Origin of the sequence: Mucilaginibacter sp. SG538B (assembly GCF_013376065.1) — a bacterium.
GTDB lineage: Bacteria > Bacteroidota > Bacteroidia > Sphingobacteriales > Sphingobacteriaceae > Mucilaginibacter > Mucilaginibacter rubeus.
The window spans coordinates 716,690-739,036 of sequence record NZ_JABMJI010000003.1 but is presented as its reverse complement, the minus strand read 5'-3'; the positions used below and the strand labels follow the sequence as shown (position 1 = coordinate 739,036).

The 22,347-nt window shown below is 41.1% G+C and carries 25 protein-coding genes; 9 read left to right on the top strand and 16 right to left on the bottom strand.

Going from position 1 to position 22,347, the window contains the following annotated elements; genetic code table 11:
- Positions 1–8: 8 nt before the first annotated feature.
- From FHW88_RS19070 to FHW88_RS19050, 5 genes are all read right to left on the bottom strand, one after another.
- The gene (locus FHW88_RS19070) at positions 9–947 is read right to left on the bottom strand and encodes a transketolase family protein (protein ID WP_176627530.1); all 939 of its coding nucleotides are present in this window, start codon (positions 945–947) and stop codon (positions 9–11) included.
- Position 948: 1 nt separating this feature from the next.
- Positions 949–1,815, bottom strand: coding sequence for a transketolase (locus FHW88_RS19065; RefSeq protein WP_176627529.1), 867 nt, complete (start codon positions 1,813–1,815; stop codon positions 949–951).
- Between the two features lie 7 nt (positions 1,816–1,822).
- The gene (locus tag FHW88_RS19060) at positions 1,823–2,650 is read right to left on the bottom strand and encodes a glycosyltransferase family protein (protein WP_317171372.1); all 828 of its coding nucleotides are present in this window, start codon (positions 2,648–2,650) and stop codon (positions 1,823–1,825) included.
- Between the two features lie 9 nt (positions 2,651–2,659).
- Positions 2,660–3,724 (bottom strand): hypothetical protein, encoded by a 1,065-nt coding sequence (locus FHW88_RS19055; protein WP_090526855.1) that lies wholly within the window; start codon positions 3,722–3,724, stop codon positions 2,660–2,662.
- Between the two features lie 636 nt (positions 3,725–4,360).
- Positions 4,361–4,660: a hypothetical protein gene (locus FHW88_RS19050; protein ID WP_176627528.1), complete on the bottom strand. Its 300-nt coding sequence runs from the start codon at positions 4,658–4,660 to the stop codon at positions 4,361–4,363.
- 342 nt (positions 4,661–5,002) lie between these two features.
- Between FHW88_RS19050 and FHW88_RS19045 the strand changes: the two genes are divergently transcribed.
- The 3 genes from FHW88_RS19045 (at position 5,003) to FHW88_RS19035 (ending at position 8,952) form a co-directional block, all read left to right on the top strand.
- On the top strand, positions 5,003–7,576 hold the full coding sequence (locus tag FHW88_RS19045; RefSeq protein WP_176627527.1) for a BamA/TamA family outer membrane protein: 2,574 nt from the start codon (positions 5,003–5,005) through the stop codon (positions 7,574–7,576).
- Positions 7,577–7,667: 91 nt separating this feature from the next.
- Positions 7,668–8,366 carry a head GIN domain-containing protein gene (locus tag FHW88_RS19040; protein WP_090526860.1) on the top strand — a complete coding sequence of 233 codons (699 nt, stop codon included), beginning with the start codon at positions 7,668–7,670 and terminating at the stop codon, positions 8,364–8,366.
- A 112-nt stretch (positions 8,367–8,478) separates the two neighbouring features.
- Positions 8,479–8,952 (top strand): hypothetical protein, encoded by a 474-nt coding sequence (locus tag FHW88_RS19035; RefSeq protein ID WP_176627526.1) that lies wholly within the window; start codon positions 8,479–8,481, stop codon positions 8,950–8,952.
- A gap of 142 nt (positions 8,953–9,094) precedes the next feature.
- Here the strand turns inward: FHW88_RS19035 and FHW88_RS19030 are convergent, their stop codons facing one another.
- Positions 9,095–9,601 (bottom strand): hypothetical protein, encoded by a 507-nt coding sequence (locus tag FHW88_RS19030; RefSeq protein ID WP_176627525.1) that lies wholly within the window; start codon positions 9,599–9,601, stop codon positions 9,095–9,097.
- 239 nt (positions 9,602–9,840) lie between these two features.
- Between FHW88_RS19030 and FHW88_RS19025 the strand changes: the two genes are divergently transcribed.
- Complete coding sequence (locus FHW88_RS19025) at positions 9,841–10,263, top strand: hypothetical protein (RefSeq protein ID WP_176627524.1); 423 nt, start codon at positions 9,841–9,843, stop codon at positions 10,261–10,263.
- Positions 10,264–10,289: 26 nt separating this feature from the next.
- Here the strand turns inward: FHW88_RS19025 and FHW88_RS19020 are convergent, their stop codons facing one another.
- A complete protein-coding gene (locus FHW88_RS19020) occupies positions 10,290–10,955 on the bottom strand; it encodes a response regulator transcription factor (RefSeq protein ID WP_090526870.1) in 666 nt (221 codons plus the stop codon).
- A 356-nt stretch (positions 10,956–11,311) separates the two neighbouring features.
- Positions 11,312–11,722 (bottom strand): DUF1348 family protein, encoded by a 411-nt coding sequence (locus tag FHW88_RS19015; protein WP_090526872.1) that lies wholly within the window; start codon positions 11,720–11,722, stop codon positions 11,312–11,314.
- A 141-nt stretch (positions 11,723–11,863) separates the two neighbouring features.
- On the opposite strand from FHW88_RS19015, the gene FHW88_RS19010 reads away from it, so the two are divergent.
- The 3 genes from FHW88_RS19010 to argS all read left to right on the top strand — a co-directional run bounded on the left by FHW88_RS19010 (position 11,864) and on the right by argS (position 15,196).
- Positions 11,864–12,292, top strand: coding sequence for a DUF1801 domain-containing protein (locus FHW88_RS19010; RefSeq protein WP_091162577.1), 429 nt, complete (start codon positions 11,864–11,866; stop codon positions 12,290–12,292).
- 12 nt (positions 12,293–12,304) lie between these two features.
- On the top strand, positions 12,305–13,000 hold the full coding sequence (locus FHW88_RS19005; protein WP_176627523.1) for an ankyrin repeat domain-containing protein: 696 nt from the start codon (positions 12,305–12,307) through the stop codon (positions 12,998–13,000).
- 267 nt (positions 13,001–13,267) lie between these two features.
- Positions 13,268–15,196 (top strand): arginine--tRNA ligase, encoded by a 1,929-nt coding sequence (argS, locus tag FHW88_RS19000; protein WP_176627522.1) that lies wholly within the window; start codon positions 13,268–13,270, stop codon positions 15,194–15,196.
- Between the two features lie 113 nt (positions 15,197–15,309).
- Here argS and FHW88_RS18995 read toward each other — a convergent pair whose 3' ends face one another.
- The 6 genes from FHW88_RS18995 to FHW88_RS18970 form a co-directional block, all read right to left on the bottom strand.
- On the bottom strand, positions 15,310–15,600 hold the full coding sequence (locus tag FHW88_RS18995) for a YXWGXW repeat-containing protein (RefSeq protein ID WP_175489978.1): 291 nt from the start codon (positions 15,598–15,600) through the stop codon (positions 15,310–15,312).
- Positions 15,601–15,668: 68 nt separating this feature from the next.
- Positions 15,669–16,559 carry a 3-hydroxyacyl-CoA dehydrogenase family protein gene (locus tag FHW88_RS18990; RefSeq protein ID WP_176627521.1) on the bottom strand — a complete coding sequence of 297 codons (891 nt, stop codon included), beginning with the start codon at positions 16,557–16,559 and terminating at the stop codon, positions 15,669–15,671.
- 51 nt (positions 16,560–16,610) lie between these two features.
- A complete protein-coding gene (gene bioD / locus FHW88_RS18985) occupies positions 16,611–17,228 on the bottom strand; it encodes a dethiobiotin synthase (protein ID WP_176627520.1) in 618 nt (205 codons plus the stop codon).
- Entirely contained in the window at positions 17,221–18,354 is a 1,134-nt protein-coding gene (locus FHW88_RS18980) for an aminotransferase class I/II-fold pyridoxal phosphate-dependent enzyme (protein WP_176627519.1), read from the bottom strand. Before FHW88_RS18980 ends, bioD begins: the two co-directional genes overlap by 8 nt.
- Before the next feature lie 65 nt (positions 18,355–18,419).
- Positions 18,420–18,779, bottom strand: a complete 360-nt coding sequence (locus FHW88_RS18975; protein WP_090526887.1) for a hypothetical protein — start codon at positions 18,777–18,779, stop codon at positions 18,420–18,422.
- Positions 18,780–18,853: 74 nt separating this feature from the next.
- Complete coding sequence (locus FHW88_RS18970) at positions 18,854–19,630, bottom strand: XRE family transcriptional regulator (RefSeq protein ID WP_176627518.1); 777 nt, start codon at positions 19,628–19,630, stop codon at positions 18,854–18,856.
- Between the two features lie 86 nt (positions 19,631–19,716).
- Between FHW88_RS18970 and FHW88_RS18965 the strand changes: the two genes are divergently transcribed.
- Positions 19,717–20,073 (top strand): GIY-YIG nuclease family protein, encoded by a 357-nt coding sequence (locus FHW88_RS18965; RefSeq protein WP_176627517.1) that lies wholly within the window; start codon positions 19,717–19,719, stop codon positions 20,071–20,073.
- On the opposite strand, the gene msrB is transcribed toward FHW88_RS18965, so the two are convergent.
- Positions 20,060–20,539, bottom strand: coding sequence for a peptide-methionine (R)-S-oxide reductase MsrB (gene msrB / locus FHW88_RS18960; protein ID WP_176627516.1), 480 nt, complete (start codon positions 20,537–20,539; stop codon positions 20,060–20,062). The genes FHW88_RS18965 and msrB overlap by 14 nt on opposite strands.
- Positions 20,540–20,652: 113 nt before the next feature.
- A complete protein-coding gene (locus tag FHW88_RS18955; protein ID WP_090526894.1) occupies positions 20,653–21,213 on the bottom strand; it encodes a fasciclin domain-containing protein in 561 nt (186 codons plus the stop codon).
- Positions 21,214–21,304: 91 nt separating this feature from the next.
- On the opposite strand from FHW88_RS18955, the gene FHW88_RS18950 reads away from it, so the two are divergent.
- Positions 21,305–22,333, top strand: a complete 1,029-nt coding sequence (locus tag FHW88_RS18950) for a phosphotransferase enzyme family protein (protein WP_090526896.1) — start codon at positions 21,305–21,307, stop codon at positions 22,331–22,333.
- The last annotated feature ends 14 nt before the right edge of the window (positions 22,334–22,347 follow it).

Sequence of the window (22,347 nt, the reverse complement as noted above, 5' to 3'; positions counted from 1 at the left end):
CAATATTTTTATTCTGAAAATTCAGGTGTTAAAATTTGTGGTTGGTTGTGGGTAGTTTGGTAGCCCAGTATTTTTTCGGCAATCTGCTTGCCTGTAAATCCTTCGTGCTCTAATACTGATGGAAGCAGTGCCGGCCTGAACCATTTTTCGTTCAGTGCCATAGGTAGTACATTAGCTGTGGTACGATGTTTTAATAAAACCTCTGCTACAATGGTGTACAGGCCACCGGTTAAAAAGTGATCTTCAAGTGTAACCACCAGTTTGCTTTGTGCCGATGCTTTCAATATAGCCTGCTCATCAACAGGTTTAAGGCTACGCATGTTGATCAAACCCACAGAAAGGCCTTCGCTTTTCAGCATTTCAACAGCGATGAGCGCCTGCTCAAATAATAAGCCGTAGGTTAAAATGGTTACATCGCTGCCCTCAGCTATCACTTCGGCTTTGCCTGGGGTAAAAGGTTCGTGTACGTAAGTGGTTTTGCGTGTGTTAATGCGGGTATATGCCGGGCTTTTGCTTTCCCAGATCTGAGGCAGCATTTTTACCAGGTCATCTTCATCAGCCGGGGCAAATACGGTTACATTAGGGATGCCACGCATAATCGAGATATCTTCAACAGCCTGGTGGGTTGGCCCGTTACCATCTGATAAAAAACCGGGGATGAATGAGCTCAACTTAACCGGCAAATTGGCGATGCCAACGTCGGTGCGTACAAACTCAAACGCACGCATGGTTAAAAAAGCAGCAAGCGCGTGTGCTACCGGGGTACGGCCACGCAGGGCAAGGCCCGCCGCCGCACCAATCATGGTTTGCTCGGTAATACCGGTATCAATAAAACGTTTGCCTAATATACCGGGCAGGTTACGTACCAGCGCGCGGTTCTCGGCAGTCATTACAATCACCTGCTCGTTGGCAAGCGCTGTTTGGGTTAAAAGTTCTTCGTAACTCATCTTATCGCACCACTAAAGTTTCTGATGTTAATGTTGTTTGATGTTCGCCATGCAGCTCCAGTAAAAGTTGCTGGATTTCGTCTGCGTTGAAATTGCAGAACCACCTGTCGGCACGTTCCTGTATGCTTGGCAGGCCTTTACCACGCACGGTATCGGCAATAATGACATTCAGTTTTCCGGCCTGGAAAGGGAAGGCGCCGAAAGCTTGGTCAAGCTCGGCAAAGCTGTGCCCGTTTATTCTTTTAACTGCCGCGCCAAAAGCTTCAAATTTGTCGGCAAGCGGCTCCAGTGGAATCAGGTCTTCCGTACGCATATTAGCCTGGAAATGGTTGCGGTCAACCACGAATAGCAGGTTATCCAGTTTATAAGCATTGGCCACCAGTATAGCTTCCCAGCAAGTACCTTCGTTCAATTCGCCATCACCCAAAATACAAATCACTTTGTTCGTGCTGCCGCTGATCTTCAAGTCCATAGCCACACCAATTGCTACCGAAGGCAAATGGCCTAATGAGCCTGAGTGAAACTCAATGCCCGGAATTTTGGTGTTTGGGTGCCAGTAAATATGATCATTAAGTAGCAGGTGGTTTTTTAAACGTTCTTTCTCTAATAAACCCAGTTCGGCAAAGGTGCCGTACAAGGCAGGCACATCATGGCCTTTTGACAGAAAAAGGTAATCGCGGTTTGGATCATCAAGATTATCCTTATTGATGTTCAAAAAGCGACTGTATAAATAAACGATCAGATCCACCGCTGAAAGCGATGCACCTGTAAAACACCCGCCATCGGTAGACATGCGGATGATGTGCTCCCGTACCTTCAGTGCGGTGCCGGTTAATTCCTGGTAATTGTTGTTCTCCACTGTTATCATTCGCTTGTTATAATTCCTGTAAGTTTTTTGAGGGTGCCTGTTTGGTTTGGGCAGATGTAATGGTTTTTAGCTCATCTACATGGTGCCTGTACCAGTTTACCCCGGCATATTGTGCATTGATATTATAGATTCCGGGTTTTTGAGTTAGCAGGTTAAGGATATCATCGCATGAGAAATTATTGTTATCTGCATATAATTCGCGGAATACCCGTTCTATGAAATAATAGTCTTCTGCATAGTCAATCGTAAACCGGTGCGACATGGAATAATCCAAACCGGCAGGCCAGGTTACGTTACCAAGCCTGAATAATTGAGGATTTTCCCATATATAAGGAGTGGTATGCTCCAGTTCCAGCTCCCGGCTTGCTTGTTCCCAAGCTTTGGTGAGGCAATCCATGGTCATGATCTCCACATCGTTGCCATCGGGATATGTTGCCGGGTGGAGGTTGCTTACAAAATCAAAGTCGTTGCGGTTGGCAAAAAAGTAATCCAATACATGGTCCACAATACACGGATCAATGAGCGGGCAATCAGAGGGGATCTTTAATACAACATCTGCATTATGCAATTTCGCTGCCTGGTAATGCCTGTCGAGCAGGTTATTCAGACTGCCGCGATAATAAGGGATACCTATGTTGATAGCTTCATTGATGATGATATCATCAGCCGGCGTTTCGGATGTGGCGATGATCACTTCTGCCTCGTGACTGATCATTTTAAGCCGCTCAATCATCCTTGCCAGCAGGCTTTTCCCCAATATAGGCAGCATTACCTTACCCGGTAAACGGCTCGAAGCCATGCGGGCCTGTACTACAATTAATATTTTCTGTTTCACGGTAAATGATTACCAGTTAGCTATTAGTTCTTCGGTTAATTGCGTCTCCGGCTTATTAACCTGGTATTTATCCATAGCCGCGTGCGGGTCAAAGCTTTTCTTATCGCCATCGTGGTTTAAAAAACCGCGGCAAATGGCAGCGATATTTCTTGCTGATACGCCATCGTTTTGTATCGGTGCAAGTCTTTTAAGCTCATCGACATCAAAAAGTGAATGAACTTTTTTGCCTAAAGCAATACCTGTATAAACTACAGTTGAGTATTGTGTAATAAGCTCACAGCAATTAGCTATCATATGGTTGGTATTGCCTTTACTGTATACCAATGTACCGGCCGGTGTATTGGCGTAGATTTCTTTTTCGGCCCTGGCAAAATTTTCGTTAGGGTGAAGCTTAAAGAGCAATGGGCGGCCATTGGCAATTTTTACCGCTTTTTTAATAAAGGCAATCCTGTTTTCAATGCGGAATGTTTCGCGCATATCAGTAGTGGCTACCATTACATAGTTGTGGTGCGGAAAATCATTATTAACGTGCTGAACCAGGTTATCATAGTTTGGCATGCCTGTTACCACAATTTTGCGTTCGCTGGTACCTTTACCTGTAAAGTACTGTTTGTAACCTTCTGATGCGGCACAATAGACATCACATATGTTTGACGAACCGTTTAACGAGGTGTTGCCGCAAAGTGTAGGAGGAAGCTTTAGGGCTTTAACAACACTGCTCCAGGGAGTGTAACGATCAATCATACCCTCCTGCACCCAAATGGTTTTAATGTTGCGCATGCGCGGAGGCACAATCAAATCGGTACAGAATACAACAAGGTCATATTTGTTTTTTTGTGCCCTGAAATCAATTTGTAAAGCATGTTTTTGAAGGTACTCTTCAGAAATAAGCCTGAATTTGGTAGAAAGCACTGTGCCGCTAAGCAGGGTAGTTTTATTAATAATGGTATTTAAGGTAGTATTATCAGTAAACAACTGGCTAAACCAGCAGTCAAACTCAGGCAGCTCATTAGCTATCTGGTGCATTTGAGTGGTTTGGTTAATTGAACCGGTAATGAATAATATTTTCTTCATCCTTTTATTTCAATTAGCTTTTTATTCCCGGAATTTTGTTTGTGAAAGGCATTAAGGTATAGACCGATTTTGTATAGATTCTGTAGTTAGCCGTCGTGAAAAGAAATTGGCCGGATGGCACAGTAATATTGTTAGGTTGAGTAGTTGTCATATCAAATATCAAAATATCGCACAGCCAATTCTTTACAAATTCCTGATTCAGAATTTAAATAAGAAGTTGCCATATCCGGCTAAAACTTATGATTTGATAAATGTAGGAGGGTAGTTTTTAAATAATGAAAACCCAAAGTTATCAAATCGTTAAGCCGTAATTTTCAGTAAATTATTTATTAACAAACGCGCCGCTCTGTTAATTGCTTTAAACAGAGTGTTATAGTGCAGGAGATAAAACTAAAAAACGTAAAATGCAGTAAGGTTAATTGAAATACAAGTTACAATCAATTTACACTATTGCAAAATTTTTCTTACAAACAGTAAATAGATATTATAATTCCTAATTTAACTGGCTTTTTTAATGGGAATGTAATAATAATAAAAGCGTTGCCAGAGGCTCAGCCCTTTTTTAGGTGCATTAAATATTGCAGGACTTTGTAATTGGTGATCATATAAAAGTTTAGCCTATTATAATAGGCGTGGCTAAACCATTACCTTAAATATGATTAAGATGGCGGTAACAAATAATACGATCATCCCAGCCAGGAAAAGGTAATCGGCCACGGCTTCCGAACGTCCACCGGGTTTTATATTTCCCCGGATAGACAGAAAAGAAAGTATACAGCTTAGCATAAAGAAAACAAGTGCTATGGTTACTGTCTCGTCAATATAGGTCCGGTCGGACATTTTCAGGAATTTCAATGAGGTAAGTACCACAAAGCACAAGCCCAGTAAATTTGATGCTGCGTTAAGGATGTGTGGCGATTTATCGTTGCGGGTCATACAATCATAAAACTAATAAAATTTAGTGTTTAGAGGCTGTTTGCTTTCAAAATCTTTTTCGGTCAATATCAGAACGGTAATAACATAACCGCATGCCTGATGTGTAAAATGATTACAGATTGATTATTTTTATACCTGTGTAAGAGTTTAAAAGACTATTAAGATAACAGCCATATTGTTGTGTTATTCAGAATCGCCTTTTAAAATAACGATATATCGCCACTTGTTTTTGTGCTGATTTTTGTTAAGTATCTGTATTTTAGATGCTTGCGTGTTTGGTATGCCTCTTGTAAGCAGTTTATTTATAGTATTTTAGGCCCTACATCTTAAACACATTACCTCATGACAAAAAAGATACTTACTTTTTTATTCCTTACAGGTTCGGCGGTGTATGCAAACGCGCAGGCCATAGCGCCATCGGCCTGGCAAAAATTTCCGGACAGCACCATTGTAAGTGTTCATGCTTCATATGACGATGTAAGCGGGGTTCACCGTTGGCTGTTCGGTGAAAACTATCGTAAGGACTGGGCTATGAAAGTGAAGCTTCCGGTTATAAAACTATCGCAAATAAATGGCGGACTATCACCTATTAAACAAGGTGGTGGTATGGAATCAAAGTCGTTACGTTTGGAAGATAAAACCGGCCGCGAGTGGGTATTGCGTAGTGTTGAAAAAACACCGGATAAACTCTTGCCCGAAAATTTGCAGGGTACCTTTGCTGTTGATTGGGTTGGTGATGAATTTAGCGGCCAGCACCCATATTCCGCTTTGATTGTGCCACCGCTTGCCGAAGCTGCGCATGTACCGCACGCCAACCCGGTTATAGGTGTTGTAGCCGACGACCCCGCACTTGGACAATATAGTAAGTTATTTGTTGGTACCGTATGTTTGATAGAAGAAAGGGAGCCTGTTGGTTCATCAGATAATACCCTTAAAATGGAAGGGCAACTGCTTAAAAGCTATGATAACAGGTTGGATGGGGAAGGCTTTTTACGCGCCCGAATGCTTGATCTTTTAATGGGTGATTGGGACAGGCACGAAGATCAATGGCGCTGGGCTGATACTAAAAATGGTAAAGGTAAAACCTATGTTGCTGTACCACGTGACCGTGATCAGGTATTTCACGTTACACAAGGTGTGTTTCCGAGTATTGCAGCTCTGCCATGGATAGATCCCTTACTTGAAGATTTTACAGGGGGGATTCCACATGTGAAATATTCTCTTTTTAAAACAAGGTTCATGAAGCAGTATCCGGATGCACAAATAGGCTACGAACGATGGATGCAGATTGCCAATGAATTTGTTAAAGCCGAAACTGATGCTGTGCTTGAAGAAAGTTTAAAACGCCTGCCTGCAGAAAGCTATAGATTGAGGCATAAAGAGTTGCTTGCCATATTAAAACAACGCCGGGATAATATACCGGCAGCAATGAGTGAGTATTATAAATTTACTAATAGAATAGTGGATATCCGCGCTACGGATAAAAGTGAACTGATCACCGTTGCCGATGCGCCCGACAAGGCTATGCGTATAACAATTAATAAACTGAATAAAGATGGCGAAACCAAAGATCAGTTTATGGATATGGTGTACAAACCCGAAATCACTAAAGAAATAAGATTGTATGTTTCTGCCGGAGATGACCGCATAGTTATTAATAATGCCAATTCGCCCATTAAGTTAAGATTGATTGATAGTGTGGGTAGTAAAACTGTTGAGGTTAAGCAGTCGGCACAAACAATAAAATTTTATGGTCGGCGGGATAGCACCAATTTTACCGGCAACGTCGGCCAATTAAATAAGCATCTTTCAAATGATACCTCAAATACTCAGTTTTTACCCACCAATTTATACAATGTGTGGATGCCGCTCGCCACTGCAGCATTAAATAAGGATGATGGCTTTTTACTTGGCCTGGGTTTTCAATATACCGGTCATGATGGTTTCAGGAAATTGCCTTATTCAACATTACAGCAGGTAATGATCACCCATTCGTTTGCTACGGATGCTTTCAGGATCAAATACCGGGGGGAATGGATAGATGCCGTTGGCAAAGCTGATTTTACTATGCAGGCCAACATCCAGTCGCCTGATAATACGGTGAACTTTTTTGGCCTGGGTAATGAAAGCCCGTTAAATAAATTTCCTGGTTATCGTACTTACTACCGTACACGGTATGATATTTATCAGTTTGATCCGGCTTTACGCTGGCATACCGGCAAAAACAGTGATATCAGTGTTGGTCCTTCATTTCAGTTTTATCATCTTGATCTTTCACAAAATACCGGGAGGTTCATTAACCAAACATCGCTTATCAACTCTTATGATAGTTTAACAGTTGGAAAAGATAAGGCGCACCTTGGTGCGTTGGTTAATTATGCTACAAATCAGCGCGATAATAATATCCTGCCTACTAAAGGATACTACTTTACTGTAACGGTACAAGGTTATGAAGGACTTAACAGTTATTCCAAATCTTTTGTACAGATTAAGCCAGAGTTTACTTTCTATCAAAAACTAACCCCTGGCGGTGCTATTGTATTATCTGATCGTGTTGGTGGCGGTGTAAGTTTTGGAAAGCCGGCCTTTTATCAATCAATGTTTTTGGGCGGACAAGGCAACCTATTGGGGTATCTGCAAAACCGGTTTGCAGGCAAGCATATGGTGTTCAATAATTTACAGGCAAGGGTTAAACTTGCTGATATAGCCAGTTATATTTTACCTGGCCAGTTGGGTTTGGTAGGCTTTTATGATACGGGTCGTGTTTGGATAGAAGATGAGCATTCGGATAAATGGCATACCGGTACCGGCGGCGGGTTGTATTTTGCACCGGCAAGTTTAACAGTATTACAGTTGCTGGCCGGTCATTCAAGCGAAGGCTGGTATCCTTACATATCGCTTAACTTCAGGTTGTAATGAATCTTTGCCGAAGTTGGTTGAGGTAAAAAAAACAAAAAAATTGCAACGTTTTTTTTTGAAAAAGCGTCATATTCTTAAACACGCGATCATGAAAAAACTAATCTTCTCACTTATGGCTTCGTTACTAACGGTTTCGATAGCCTTTAATGCTTCCGCGCAAACTGTAACCCGCAACGTATCGGGTTATAACGGTATTGCCTGTGGTGGCCCGTTTAACGTATTTATTAAAATTGATGGAACCGAAAGCCTGAAACTTGATGTTGATGCCAATGTAGTTGATGATATTAAAACTGAAGTAGAAAACGGCATATTAAAAGTTGAATTTAAAGATCACTGGAAAAACCACCGCAATATGCAACGCGCCAACATTTACATCACCGCAAAAAGCCTTGGATACCTTGCTAACAGCGGTTCAGGAAATGCGACTGTTGATGGTACAATGACCGCCGAAAATGCCAAAATTGCGTTAAGCGGTTCGGGGAATATTAAAACTGCCGTTAAATCAGGTACTTTGGACCTGAAAATCAGCGGATCGGGCTCAATTGATGTTAATGGCAGTACAGGTATGGCCGACTGCCGTATTTCGGGTTCGGGAGAGATCAACGGTAAATCGTTGAGGACTGAAACTGTTGAAGCTTCAATTGCAGGTTCAGGAAATATTAATTTGATTGCCAGTAAAACAGTTTCTGCGCGTATTTCTGGTTCAGGAAGTGTTGTATATTCGGGTACTGCAACAATTGGTACAACCCGTTACGCGGGATCAGGCAGGGTTAGCAAAGCTGATTAAAACCTGGTTAACTTACTATATCGAAAGACTGCTTCTTCATAGCGGTCTTTTTTTGTTATTAGTGTAGCGAATTAAAAGTTTCTATCGTACGGATAGGTAAAACCTTCACTTTATGATTAAGCCTGTATTGATATTTAAGAATTTAACTGTTTGCCTGTTGCTATCGGTTTTGTTTTCTCTTGGCGCCTGTAAAAAAGACAAGGCGCAGCAACCCGTCAAAAAAAATACATCCCTTTTTGGCCAGTGGTATATTCCGGTTAAAGAGGGGGAACAAGCGCGTTATTTAGTATTCTCGTCGGATAGTACTTTTATTTTGGCTGATGTAACTTATAAAAATGGTAATTCAACAACGGTTCAGTACACCGGGAAATTTCATACTAAAGGAGATGGATTAAACATTGTTATCGAAAAAAAAATCGTAAGTGAAGGTAGTAATGTTATCAGTACCGACCCTTCTAACGCTCAATTTTATACCAATTCGGCGTTTGTTGTCGACAATTATAAATTGACCATAAACTATAAAGACAATATCGGGGCTGCTATGAAAAGTATTTTTTCGATGGTACTTCAGGATAAAGTTATTTGATTTAGTTTTGTTTTTTAAGCACCCCGGTCGGGGTGCTTTTTTGTTTATACTTTATTAATTCCGCCGGCCACACGTTGAGCCTAACGAATACATGATTCCCCCTTGCTTAAATTATCGGCATAAGTGCCGGCGAAATATCAATTCACATAGCTGGAGTAAACCCTTTGCGTTGGCCCTTTAGTTTAATCGCCTGGTATATCATAATCAGAATAAATAACACCAGCATGATCAAAAGTCCCATTTTTACTACAGGAGAGCCAGGTCCTTCAGCCAGTGGTTGTTCAACCGGAAGTCTGGTGAGCGTTTCAACTACAGCAGGTACTAATGAGAAAAATAAGGTGGCTGTCATGCCTATAGTTTGTACATAATCGGCCTTGCTGCCAAAAATGCGCAGGGAGGGGGCATAGTAAACAACAGGCAATAATATTAAAATAAGAAACGAAAGGTTGTGGGCACTGCTCAGGTGACCGGTTTTCATAACCAAAAATGAGGATAAACAGGCCAGCACGGTAAAAACACCGTAAAGCCTGCCGTTTTTTGTTTTAGGGGCGATTTTCCCGTCCTGAAACAATGCAATAAAACCGATGGCAACTCCCACAAGACTTATGGCTGTATGAATAACTCCTAATGTTGATAAATGATTTGGCATAACAGTGATTTTTAAGGTTAATAGTATTTTGAAAAGTGATTTGCTTAAGAATAAACAGGTTTTATCAATACTTATGTCTTTTTGTTATATTATTGATAATGAGTTATTTGTAATCTGTTTGACTTTGAAATGACGAAATCTCGTCACGATTTGCCATTACTAACGGAATATAGCAATTGTGAGTTATAAAATAGTAAAACAAACTTATCTGCGGCGTTAAGGTTAGTTAAAATAGTTGCATGCTAAATCTGAAACAAATGTTGAGCATTTATTATAAGATCTGGGTTGACGCCATTACGCAGGAAAGGGCGAAGAAAGGCGAAGATGGCAAGTATTGGAAGGCATTTACAATTATCCCCATATCTTTGATTCAGGGGGTTAACCTGCTAACATTATTGTTTTTCCTTCGTTTTTTTACTGATATTCCTATCCTTTTTACGCTCGACCTAACCCGGGATAAAGCCATAAATGCTTTCATTGCCGGTTTACTTGTGTTTTTTATCCCCTTTGTGCTATTGAATTACCTGCTTATATTTTACAACAATCGTTATAATAAGTTGATGAACTTATATCCCGCTAAGGATAGTAAGCTCTATCGTAATTATGTTTTAATAAGTTTGGGTATAATAGTGATCCCTTTTGTACTTAAGCTGATTTTTTAACAAATGGATTGTATTAATAAAATCTTTTAAACGGTTATGATCTGATTTTTGATGGCAAAAAGTACCATGCCCGTTCTTGATTTAAGCCCAAACTTTTGAAATAACGATTCGCGATAATTATCAATAGTATGCGGGCTCAGGTTCATTTCGTCGGCAATTTGCCTGTAGGTGAGCTCAGAGCAGCTTAGTTTCAGAAATATAAGTTCATTGGAGCTAAGCTCTTTGGATTTATCGGCGGGTGTATTTTTATTTTGCATGGTATAAAGCAATTTGCCGCTTACCAGTTCATTTAGATAATAGCCGTGCTTTTGGATAGTTTGCATCGCATAAACCACGTCTCTTATCTTCGATTCCTTAAGCATATAGCCAACAGCCCCGTTCTTAAGCATGTTTATAATCGGTTTATCTTCGTCAGACATGCTTAACGCCAGCACTTTTACTGTAGGGTGATTTTCACGTAACCAGGCCGTAGCTGCGTAACCATCCATTACCGGCATGGTTATATCCATCAATATAATATCAGGTAAGGAGGATTTTTTTAGCTTGCTGATCATATCCTCTCCATTTTCGGCGTCAAAAAGGATATTGATCTCTTTAAAATCGCCCAGTAAGCTGATCATTCCCTGTCTAAATAAGGTATGATTATCAACTATGGCAATTTGTACAGGCCCGGTAAATGTTGAAGTGTGCATTAATATTAGGTGTATATGTTAACTGATGTTAATCATATTGCCAAAGTAAAAAAAATAATGAACTTATATTTCATTTTACCATGCAGTTTAAAGCAAAAAAGGGTGGTTTCACCCTTTTTAATTCTTAATTGTTAAGCGAGATTTGGGTTGTTGAAAGAAATATACCCAACTTTTAATTTACACACCTGATAAAATAAATATTCAAGTGCTGCGAAGAGGCGTCGGGATATTGAAATTACAGCTCGAAACGATATTAACTGAATTTAAGGAAGCCCTAAACCTTTTTGCTCAATTATTTAATATTGATGTTTAGCCCATTATAAGAGTCATCGGCTTTCGTAATGGGCTATTTCTTTTTACAGCCGCCTGTCTTCTTCTTTGATGGGCAGATCATTGATGCTGGCATAGCGCTTTTGCATTAAGCCGTTTTCGTCAAACTCCCAGTTCTCGTTGCCATAAGCACGAAACCATTGGCCTTCGGCATTATGATATTCGTACTCAAAACGTACTGCAATACGGTTATCTGTAAAGGCCCACAGTTCTTTTTTTAATTTATAATCGAATTCTTTTTCCCATTTGCGGGTTAAAAATTCCACTACCTGTTGGCGCCCGTTTACAAATTCCGAGCGGTTGCGCCATTCGGTGTCAATGGTGTAAGCTAAAGAAACCCTTGCCGGGTCCTGGCTGTTCCAGGCGTCTTCGGCTAATTGCACTTTTTGGGTGGCTGTTTCAAAGTTAAATGGCGGTAATGGCAGCTTTTGTTCCATGATGGTAATAATCTGATTTGATATATCAAAGTTAAGACGATGCAGGGTTATTTAATGGTACTATTCAACGTTCCTTTGGTATTATGTTTTCTTTTTTTAAATTTAGATAGGCCCTCTTAACCAGTTTATTACCTGTTAATCATGAAAGCCAAAAGTACCAAACCAGTTGTCCTTGCCGACTCGGCAGGGGTAGACAGTTATATGCAAAAGCTTGATCACCCATTGAAGGAAGTGTTAGGAGCGCTGAGAAAAATTATCCTGGCTATTGACGATGAAATTGGCGAGCATATCAAATGGAATGCACCGAGCTTTTTATATATCGGTGAAATGAAACCCTTTGATCCTAAAGAGTATAAAAGATATATTATCGTTTCGAACGTGTACCAAAAAGATTGTATCAGACTGGTATTCCCCTCAGGGGCAAAGATCAATGATACATCCGGTTTGCTTTCCGGCGATTATGCCGACGGCCGCCGGTTGGCTTTTTTTCACAATATGGAAGAAGTTAAGGCAAAAGAAGAAGCTTTGCGAAATGTTGTGAAAACCTGGTTGACTTTGCTGGATAAATAAAAGGAGAAAGCTATGATCAAATTTATTCAGCACATAAAAGAACTTAACGTTGGAGCTGTTAAAGTGATGATCGAAGAAGACCACGGCTGGCTTACCTGGGCTGAAGACAGCGGTAAAAACGCACTTCATTACCTGTGTGGCATTGAAATCGCCAAACGCCCTGCAAAAGCCGAAGAAAGTTTGACCATGCTTAAGCTGTTGCTGGCAAAAGGCATGGATATCAATTCAATCCACCGGATAAAAGAGGAATGCGGCTTTTTTCCGGCCACCCCGCTTTGGTATGCTTATACCCGGGGAAGAAATAAGCTGTTATATGAATATTTGCTGGCTAATGGCGCCAATCCGGAGCATTGCATGTATGCCATAACCTGGTATAATGATGTGAAAGCCGCCGGTCTGTTTAAAAGCTATGGTGCACAAACAGACCCGGGTGCTGGAGATGACAGCCCGTTTATGGCCGCATTCAACTGGAAACGCTTTGAAGTGGCCGAATGGTTTTTAAGCAATGGCGCCGATGTAAATTTTACCGATAAAGACGGGAATACTGCACTTTTTTATGCGGTGAAACGAAAGTATAAACTGGATCAGATCAGGTTGTTGCTGAAATATGGCGCCGACTTTAATATAGAGAATAAACAGGGGATATCAGCCAGGAAATTGGCAGAGCAAAATAATCAGACCGGGGTTTTGAAGTTGTTTATCTCTTGAATTAAATAATTATTCTTATAATGAATGTCTAAAAAGTAGTGTTGACCCGGGGCTTTTTTTAATTGTTATAATCGGGTAAGAAATGATTATAGGCATGTTTTTAAGCATGTGGCTCATAACAATATTTGAATCTCAGTACTCCACAGCTGTGTCCTGTTTGTAGCGCCCATTATAAATTGCTGTTGATTCTGTAGGTGGCTCCTAATCTACATGTAAACATCGCCATTTTAGTATTCGCAATCTGCCCATTTTATTTAATTTTGCCGAATGGATTTTATCATAGAAGCGGCCGTAAAAGCAGTTAAACAATTATACCAGACTGACATTGAACCGGCTGCCGTTAGCATACAGGAAACACGTAAGGAGTTTGAAGGACAAGTAACCATAGTAACCTTCCCGTTCACCAAATTTTCGCGCAAAGGCCCGGAACAAACCGGTGCCGAAATAGGGGAGTTCCTTAAAAACGAATTAAAGGAAGTTGCCTCCTTTAACGTGATTAAAGGTTTCCTTAATCTTTCTATAACCGACGAATACTGGATCGGTCGTTTATATAACAACATTACTTCCGATGATTTTGCGGTAGCAAAGCCTAACGGACAAAAGGTAATGGTAGAGTATTCATCGCCCAATACCAACAAACCGCTGCACCTTGGTCATATCCGTAACAACCTGTTGGGGTATTCAGTTGCTGAGATACTGGCTGCTGATGGTTACGAGGTGATCAAAACCAATCTGGTTAACGACCGCGGGATCCATATCTGTAAATCCATGCTGGCCTGGCAAAAATTCGGTAATGGCGAAACGCCTGAATCTTCGGGCATGAAGGGCGATCACCTGGTAGGTAAATATTATGTGCTATTTGATAAAGAACTGAGGGAGCAGCTTAAACCTGTTTTGAGTGATGTTTATGAAAAGCATGATCTTTCGGCCTTTAAAGAAAACCAAAAAGCAAAGATTGAAGAATCGTTAGCTACCATAGCTAAGGTAAAAGAAAAAGTTACTCAAACCGACGAAGCAAATCAAAAGCTTATTGGCGAACTGGACGATAAAATTGCCGGCGAAGAAGACAAGATTAAAGAGATAGCCAAAAATGCCACTCCTATCATGATCGAAACCCAGCAGATGCTGCAAAAATGGGAAGCCGGTGATGAAGAGGTAATGAATCTTTGGCGCACCATGAATGGCTGGGTGTACGCCGGTTTTGCTGAAACTTACAAGCAACTGGGTGTTTATTTTGATAAATACTATTACGAATCCAACACTTACCTGTTAGGTAAAGATATTATTGAAGAAGGGCTTACAAAAGGCGTATTCTTTAAAAAAGCGGATAACTCGGTTTGGATAGACCTTACCTCAGAGGGGCTTGACGAAAAGTTGGTACTTCGTGGTGACGGTACTTCAGTTTATATTACCCAGGACATGGGTACCGCACAATTGAAGTACAACGATTATCATATGGATAAGTCCATTTATGTGGTGGGCAACGAGCAGGATTATCATTTTAAGGTGCTGTTCCTGATCTTACAAAAATTAGGTAAAACGGGTGCGGATGGATTGTTCCATCTGTCATATGGTATGGTTGACCTGCCTTCAGGTAAAATGAAATCGCGCGAGGGGACGGTAGTGGATGCCGATGACCTGATGGCCGAGATGGAAACAACCGCTAAAGAGCAAACCGAAGCCATGGGCAAGGTTGACGCGTTTAGCAAGGAAGATAAAGTTGCGTTATATCATACTATTGGTATGGGCGCGCTTAAATACTTTCTGTTAAAAGTTGATCCTAAAAAACGTTTGTTGTTTGATCCTAATGAATCGGTAGATTTTCAGGGGCACACAGGACCATTTATTCAATATACCCACGCCCGGATTAAGTCGGTATTAAGTAGGGCTGATTATCAGGTTGGAATTAAACCGACTGTAACTGAACTGGCAGGCGTTGAACGCGATTTAATTGTATTACTTGATAAATACCCTGAAACAGTTAAAGAAGCTGCAAACGGTTATAGCCCGGCAGTAATAGCCAACTATGTATATGAGCTTGCTAAAACATATAACAAGTTCTATCATGAAAAGTCGATCTTACAGGCTGAAGATGAGGATTCAAAACAATTCCGTTTGGCCTTATCGGCATCATCAGCCAAGGTGATCAGCAAAGGGATGAAACTTTTGGGGATTGAAGTGCCTGAGAGGATGTAATTGCCCCCTAACCCCCTGAAAGGGGAACGAGCACGGTTAAAAGAAAAGCCTTTAGCAGAAAAAATTGCTAAAGGCTTTCTGTTTTATAACTCCCTCTTTAGGGGGCCGGGGGGCTACCTCCAATACCCCCTTACCCAAACATATCCCCGATTGGTTGGTTGCCAATGTCCCTGAACATATACCCGGTTATATCTTGGCCTTGCATAAAAGCCCTGGCGGTAAACGTAATGGTTACCGCGCCAAACCCATTCGCCGGGTACCCAAACAGCATTAGGGTAGGGAGCTACCGGACGAACATACACCGGTTCAACCGGGCGTTCGGTTACGTAAGCCTGGCTTGAGCATGATGCAAATAATGAGCCTGTTAGGGCGAGTACTATTCCTAATTTAGCAATGGTTTTCATTTCAGATGTTTTTAGTTGTTCAGTATAATAACTTTTGACAACATCCAACATCGAAAGTTTAACGGCGTTTAGGCTATGAATTTATCGGCCACAACCAAATCTTTGCTGCCCGCGGAGTATTTATAAAATCCACTGCCTGTCTTGGCTCCTAAGTGGTCAGCCGTAACCATATTTACCAGCAGCGGGCATGGGGCATATTTAGGGTTTCCGAAGCCATCATGCAATACCTTCAAAATAGCAAGGCAAACATCCAGCCCAATGAAATCGGCTAATTGCAGCGGCCCCATCGGGTGGGCCATACCCAGTTTCATCACCATATCAATTTCCTGTACGCCAGCAACGCCTTCATATAAGGTATAAATAGCCTCGTTTATCATGGGCATTAAAATGCGGTTGGCTACAAAGCCTGGATAGTCATTTACCTCAACCGGATCTTTGCCCAAAGTGCGCGAAAGTTCCATAATGGTTTCGGTAACGGCATCAGTAGTGGCATACCCCCGTATTACTTCAACAAGCTTCATTACCGGCACCGGGTTCATGAAGTGCATACCTATCACATTGCCCGGATGTTTGGTTACCGAAGCAATTCTGGTGATAGAAATAGATGAGGTGTTGGATGCCAGTATTACGTTTTCATTGCAAATTTCGCTGAGCTGTTTAAACAGTTTTAGTTTTATTTCCTGGTTTTCGGTAGCAGCTTCAATTACCAGGCCGGCATTTTGAGCGCCTTCGGCCAAATCTGTAAAAACACGGATACGGCTCAGCGTTTCTGTTTTCGCCCCTTCGGTGATGGTGCCTTTTTTTACTTGCCTGTCGAGATTGTTGCTGATGGCTTGTAAAGCTTTGCTCAGGGCATCGTCGCTGATATCCACCAATGATACTTCAAAGCCATATTGCGCGAAGGTGTGGGCAATGCCGTTGCCCATAGTGCCGGAGCCAATTACAGTAATGTTTTTCATAGTATTTGTTTACGAAACCGGCAAAACATCGGTTTATATAATCTGCCGGTATTACAAGGTAATAAACTTACCGGCCTCTTTAACAGTTTTTTTGTTGATAGTTTTAAATTCAGGGATCTGTCCGAGATCGGCAGCTTCTGAATATTCAAGAATATAACTTTTTGAATAGATATCCTTATCACCGTTAAAAATCACTCCCATAACAGGGATGCCATATTTTTTTAACGCATGTAAGGAAAGCAGGGTATGATTAATACTGCCTAAATAGTGTTTACTTACCAGTATTACCTTTGCATTAAGCTGTTTAATAAGGTCGATAATAAGAAAGTTATCATTCAACGGTACCATAAGGCCACCGGCGCCCTCAATAATTAGCTGGTTATCAGTTTTAGGCAGAACGATGTTTTCCAGGTCGATAGTCACTTTATCAAGGGCAGCAGATTTATGAGGGGAGAATGGCTGAGTTAAAGCATAGGCCTCCGGGAAAAATTGGGTAACCGGATTTGAGATAAGAGTTTTAACTTTCAGCGTATCGCTTTTATCAAGATCGCCCGACTGTATGGGCTTCCAGTAATCTGCGTTTAATTTTTCGGTTAAAATAGCCGAAACCAGGGTTTTACCTATGCCGGTATCAATACCGGAAATAAATATCGGTTGCTTATCAGGCATGTAATAGTATAAATTTGTTAAGCGTTGCAGCAAGCAAAGTTAACTCATTTTCGGTATTAAAACTATGCAGGCAGATCCTGATGCGCTCGGTACCTTGTGCAACCGTAGGGCTTAGGATAGGCCTCACATCAAGATTATTGGTTTGCAGCTGCCTGGCTGCTTCCCGGGCTGTTTCGTTACTTTTGAGCACGATACATTGGATGGAGCTATCGCTGTTTAGGAGCGTATAGGTTTCGCCCGTGTTTACTTTCTCTTTAAATAACCGGATGTTCCTTTTTAGGTTAATGATGGCCTCGTCTGAGTTTTCCAATAGCTGATATGCCATTTTGATCGCCGCAAGCTGATGGAAAGATGCAGCAGTAGTATAAATAAAAGAACGTGAAAAATTGATGAGGTAATTCCGTAGGTTGCTGCTTCCAAGTACTATTGCACCATGACTACCCAAAGCTTTACCAAACGTAATCACACGGGCAAAGATCCTTTGTTGTAAACCCAGTTCACAAACCAAGCCTTTAGAATAGAGACCTACAGCATGTGCTTCATCAATAATCAGGGCGGCGTTATATTTCTCAGTAAGGTTGAAAATTTCCAAAACCGGAGGGGTATCTCCATCCATGGAGTAAACGCTTTCAATAACCACATAGCAATTGCCCTTAGCTAATTTTAATTTAGCTTCTAAACTTTCCAGGTCATTGTGCCTGAAACTATAGCGATTGGCATAGCTTAACCTTGCGCCGTCGATGATCGAGGCATGTACCAGCTCGTCCAAAATTAGCGTATCACCGCGCTGGGCCAGGGACGAAAGCAAACCCAGGTTAGCATCATAACCCGAATTAAAAAGCAGGCTGGCTTCACTTTGGTGATAAGCAGCTATTTGATCCTCCAGATCTTCGGCATATTGTATGTTGCCCGATAGCAGCCTTGAACCGGCGGCTCCATTTAAGCTAAGCGGATGGTTGTTTACCTCGCGAGCGATGCTTTGTTTCAGAACTGCCGATCGGGCAAAGCCGAGGTAATCATTAGAGCAAAAATCAATCAGGCTGCTTTCGGGTTTCAGTTGCCGGTATGTGCCTGCCTGTTGTCTTTCATCTAATCTGCGTTTTAAAAAGTCTTCGGCTGTATTCAATGTGCTTCGTTTTGTGCAAAAATAAAAAAAGCGACCATTGGCCGCTTTTTTCTATTTGATAATATTTACCGGCCGCCGCCGCCCTGGCGCATGCGATCCATTCTTTCCTTCATTGCCTTATCATAAGCAGCAGCCTGCTCTGCTGTTAAAATAGCTTTGATCTTGGTATTGGTTGCTTCCATCATGGGGCGCATTGCCGAGCGCATTGCATCCCTGTCGCCGTTGGCAGCAGTGCGTACGCTGTCCATTTTGGTTGCCTGCTCTTTGTAAATTGCAGTGATCTTAGTTGTTTGATCATCTGTTAATTTAAGCTGGGTTTGCAATTCTTTTGCTCTTTCTTCGGGGCTTCTTCTCATGCCGCCCTGCGCGTAGCTGGCTGCAGAAATTCCTAAAAGGAAGCAGCACATTAACAATAATTTTTTCATAGCTTTTTAATTTAATTTACGTTTTATCAGTATGATAAAGATATATCGTAATAGTTTAAAAAAGCCGATGTAACTTAATTGTTGCCTTGCTGTAAGTTGGATATCGAACGCTGCATCTGCGCCATCATAGCAGTTAAACTTTCCATGGTAGGCTCAGGTGAAGGTGATGGCAATTGTGTAGAAATATAACCTTTAGCTTTCCACAGTTCCAGCACATCTTCGCCTGATATTTCATAAGGTTCGTAAGCCGGGTTATCGGAAATAAGCTTTAATTTTTTATTTTCTTTAAATTTATTGCCAATGCGCTTATAAACAACACCATCATTTTTAGATATTACCACATAGGTTTCGCCGCTTTTTACATCGCCCCAGTTTTCTACATATTCACCTATTATAATAGTGCCTGATACAAGTGGGAGCATGGAGTCGCCTTTGATCTCAAAAGCGCGGTAAGTGCCCTGTTTAAACATAGGCAGGTAAAACTTCGGAAGCTGTGCCACGTATTCAGGATCGGCATAACCATTAAGGTATCCGGCGCTGGCTTTTACGGGCACCATTTCTATATTTTCATTTTCTTCCTTATCAACAGAAATACTCAGGATCCGCAGGTTGGCGGGGTTGCCTTTTGGTTTTGGCTGCCATTTTTCGTTGATGGTTTCGTTGATAAAGTCATCAATAGTAACATCAAAATAGGTTGCTAATGTTTTTAGTAAGTCGTATTTGGGATCGGCCCGGTCTTCTTCGTATGCGCCTACTAATGAACGTTTTATACCTAATTCATCCGCAAATTGCTGTTGCGTTAAACCCTTCTTTTTGCGGAGAAACTTAATATTTTGTGAAATTATTGACATAAAATTTGGATTTGCTAAATTTATTAGTAATTTTATGCTCATAAAGTTAGTAATAATTATCTGTTCACCAAATTTTTTATCATAAAATGAAACGTTTTGTTTATATCATTACCGACAGGAACCGTAAAAATCTGCATGTAGGCTTATGTTCAGACCTGATGAAAACCATCCAGTTTTACAGCGAAATGCCAACTTTGTTTTTCGACAATGCGCAGCAGCTTAACCGTTTGGTTTACTTTGAGGAGATCAATACCGAAGAACAGGCTATGGAACGTTTTAAAGTGGTGAGCACTTATACCCGTCCGCAAAAAGAAAAAATGATCAGATCTGTTAATGCCGACTGGATAGATTTGACCATTGGGTTAAAATATGAGCAGGGCTTACGTGTAAGGCCGCAGCTACGCCCGTCTTTAAATGTGAACCGCAGGGTTATGGCTTTTTAATAAATTTTAAAGCCCTTGAGTTCATGCAGTACCTTTTGCCGCCGCGGTCGGCAGGCCCGTCATCAAATACGTGGCCAAGGTGTAAGCCTGTACTTTTTTCAATAACGTCGTCGCGGCTCATGCCGTAGCTGTTATCCGTAATTATTGCTACTTTTTTCGGGTCGACAGGTTTAACAAAACTTGGCCAGCCCGTACCGCTATCATATTTGTCATCAGAGGTGAATAATGTGTCGCCGGTTGCGGCGCTTACGTAAACACCTTTTTCGTGGTTATTCCAATATTCGTTCTGATAGGGTGGCTCGGTGCCACTTTCAACCATAATATGGTATTGATTGGATGTAAGCGTCTTTTTCCATTCATCGGCAGGTTTGCTCAGTTTACGTTTGGCACCCTGCCCGTTGGTATTTTGGCATCCTAATGCTATCAGGATGCTTAAAGCTATCACTGTTAAGATGAGTGTTTTCATAACCCATTATGTTTTGATGTTATAGATGCTTCCTTTTCGTTGCCGGAAACTATTATGAGCTTTAACTCAAATACGTAATTTTATTGTATGAGGATTGTCATTTGGCAGTCTGTTTATATGAGCTTCTTTTTGGGTACCAGTACTTTGTTTACCAGATGTACTATACCGTTGTTTTGTTTAATATCAACCTGACTGATTGTACTTTTACCGCCATTGCCGTCAATCAAAACAATATTACTGTTGCTATCTATTTTAGCGAATAATTTACCACCCGAAAGTGTGGTAAATGTGGCTATGCCTTTTCCTTTATTGATCTTTTTCTGAATGTCTCTTGCCTTTAGCTGTCCTGCAATGGCATGATAAGCTACTAAATCTGTAAGTTCCCAAATATGCGCAGGTTTGGCAAGGGAGTCGAACTTACCGGTAGGCATGTCGCTAAACCCGCCATCAATCGGTACAAATACGGTGATAGGCCCGCGGCTTGTGTAAGTGAGTGCGAGGTTTGTTTTTTGAATGAAAATATAAAATGTATGCGTATTGGGCGCTACAGATATGTTTTTTACAATATCATTGGCAGGAAGCATTGTTGTTGTATTACTGCTTTTGCTGTCGGTTTGGGCCAGCAATAATGCCGGGCAAAATACAATGGATATTAAAAGCAGTAACTTTTTCATAGTGTGTAGGTTATAGGTTAAACATACAAAATATAAATAGGTTTTAAAATGGATAGCCGGGTTGTAGATTATAAGCTACCTTTGTTAACCTATGGAAATCTTCCCTACGCAATACTCAACCTTATCATCAAAAGCACTGAATATAAAACTTCAGGAAAGTTATGGTTTAAGTCATACAACGTGCCGGTTATTGATCCGCAATGTGAGCGACACTTATATTATAGAAAATGCAGCCGAAAAGTACATTTTTAAAATTTACAGGGATGCGCACCGAAAGCTGGAAGAGATCAAAGGCGAGGTAGAGTTATTAACTATCCTATTTCAAAGAGGTGCAAAAGTGTCCCGACCTATCTCTGATAAAAGCGGTGAAATGTTACAGGTATTCAATGCTGCTGAAGGAACCCGGTATGGTGTTTTGTTTGCATGGGCACAAGGTAACGTTGTTTATACTATGAATGATCGGCAGATTGAAACCGTTGGAAGGGAGATGGCTGTGATACATAATATTACATCTGCAATTGAACTTAGCTATCACCGTCATACGTACTCAATAGAAACTGTTATCGTTAATCCACTTAAAATACTTGAGCCTGCATTTGCAGGCCTTGAAGATGACCATGCCTATTTAAAGCAAACTGCCGCTGAAGTAATGGAGAGGTATAATCAATTTGATGAAGGTTTTAGCTATGGCTATTGCCATTTTGATTTTCTTCCGAAAAACTTTCATTTCGATGATGCGGGTGACATAACTTTCTTTGATTTTGATTTCGTAGGTAAAGGTTTGATGGCTTATGATGTTACATCATTTTTTATTCACTATTTTTTAGAGTTTACCTACGGAAAGATCACTGAGCAAGAAGCGCGTGATGCTTTCCGGACTTTTGTTAATAGTTACCGTAAAGTACGGCCCTTATCAAATGAAGAAATAGCCGCCATACCATATTTAGGTTTTGGATTTTGGGTGTTTTATTTTGGCTTTCAGTATGAAAACTTTGATGATTGGTCGAATTTGTTTTGGGGGCCTAAGTTTATGAAAGACCGGGTTGCATTAATTAAGAAGTGGATGGACACGGCCCACAGTTTATTGCCAAAGTTTGATATTGACGCAGAGATAAAATAGAAAAAGCGGCCGGG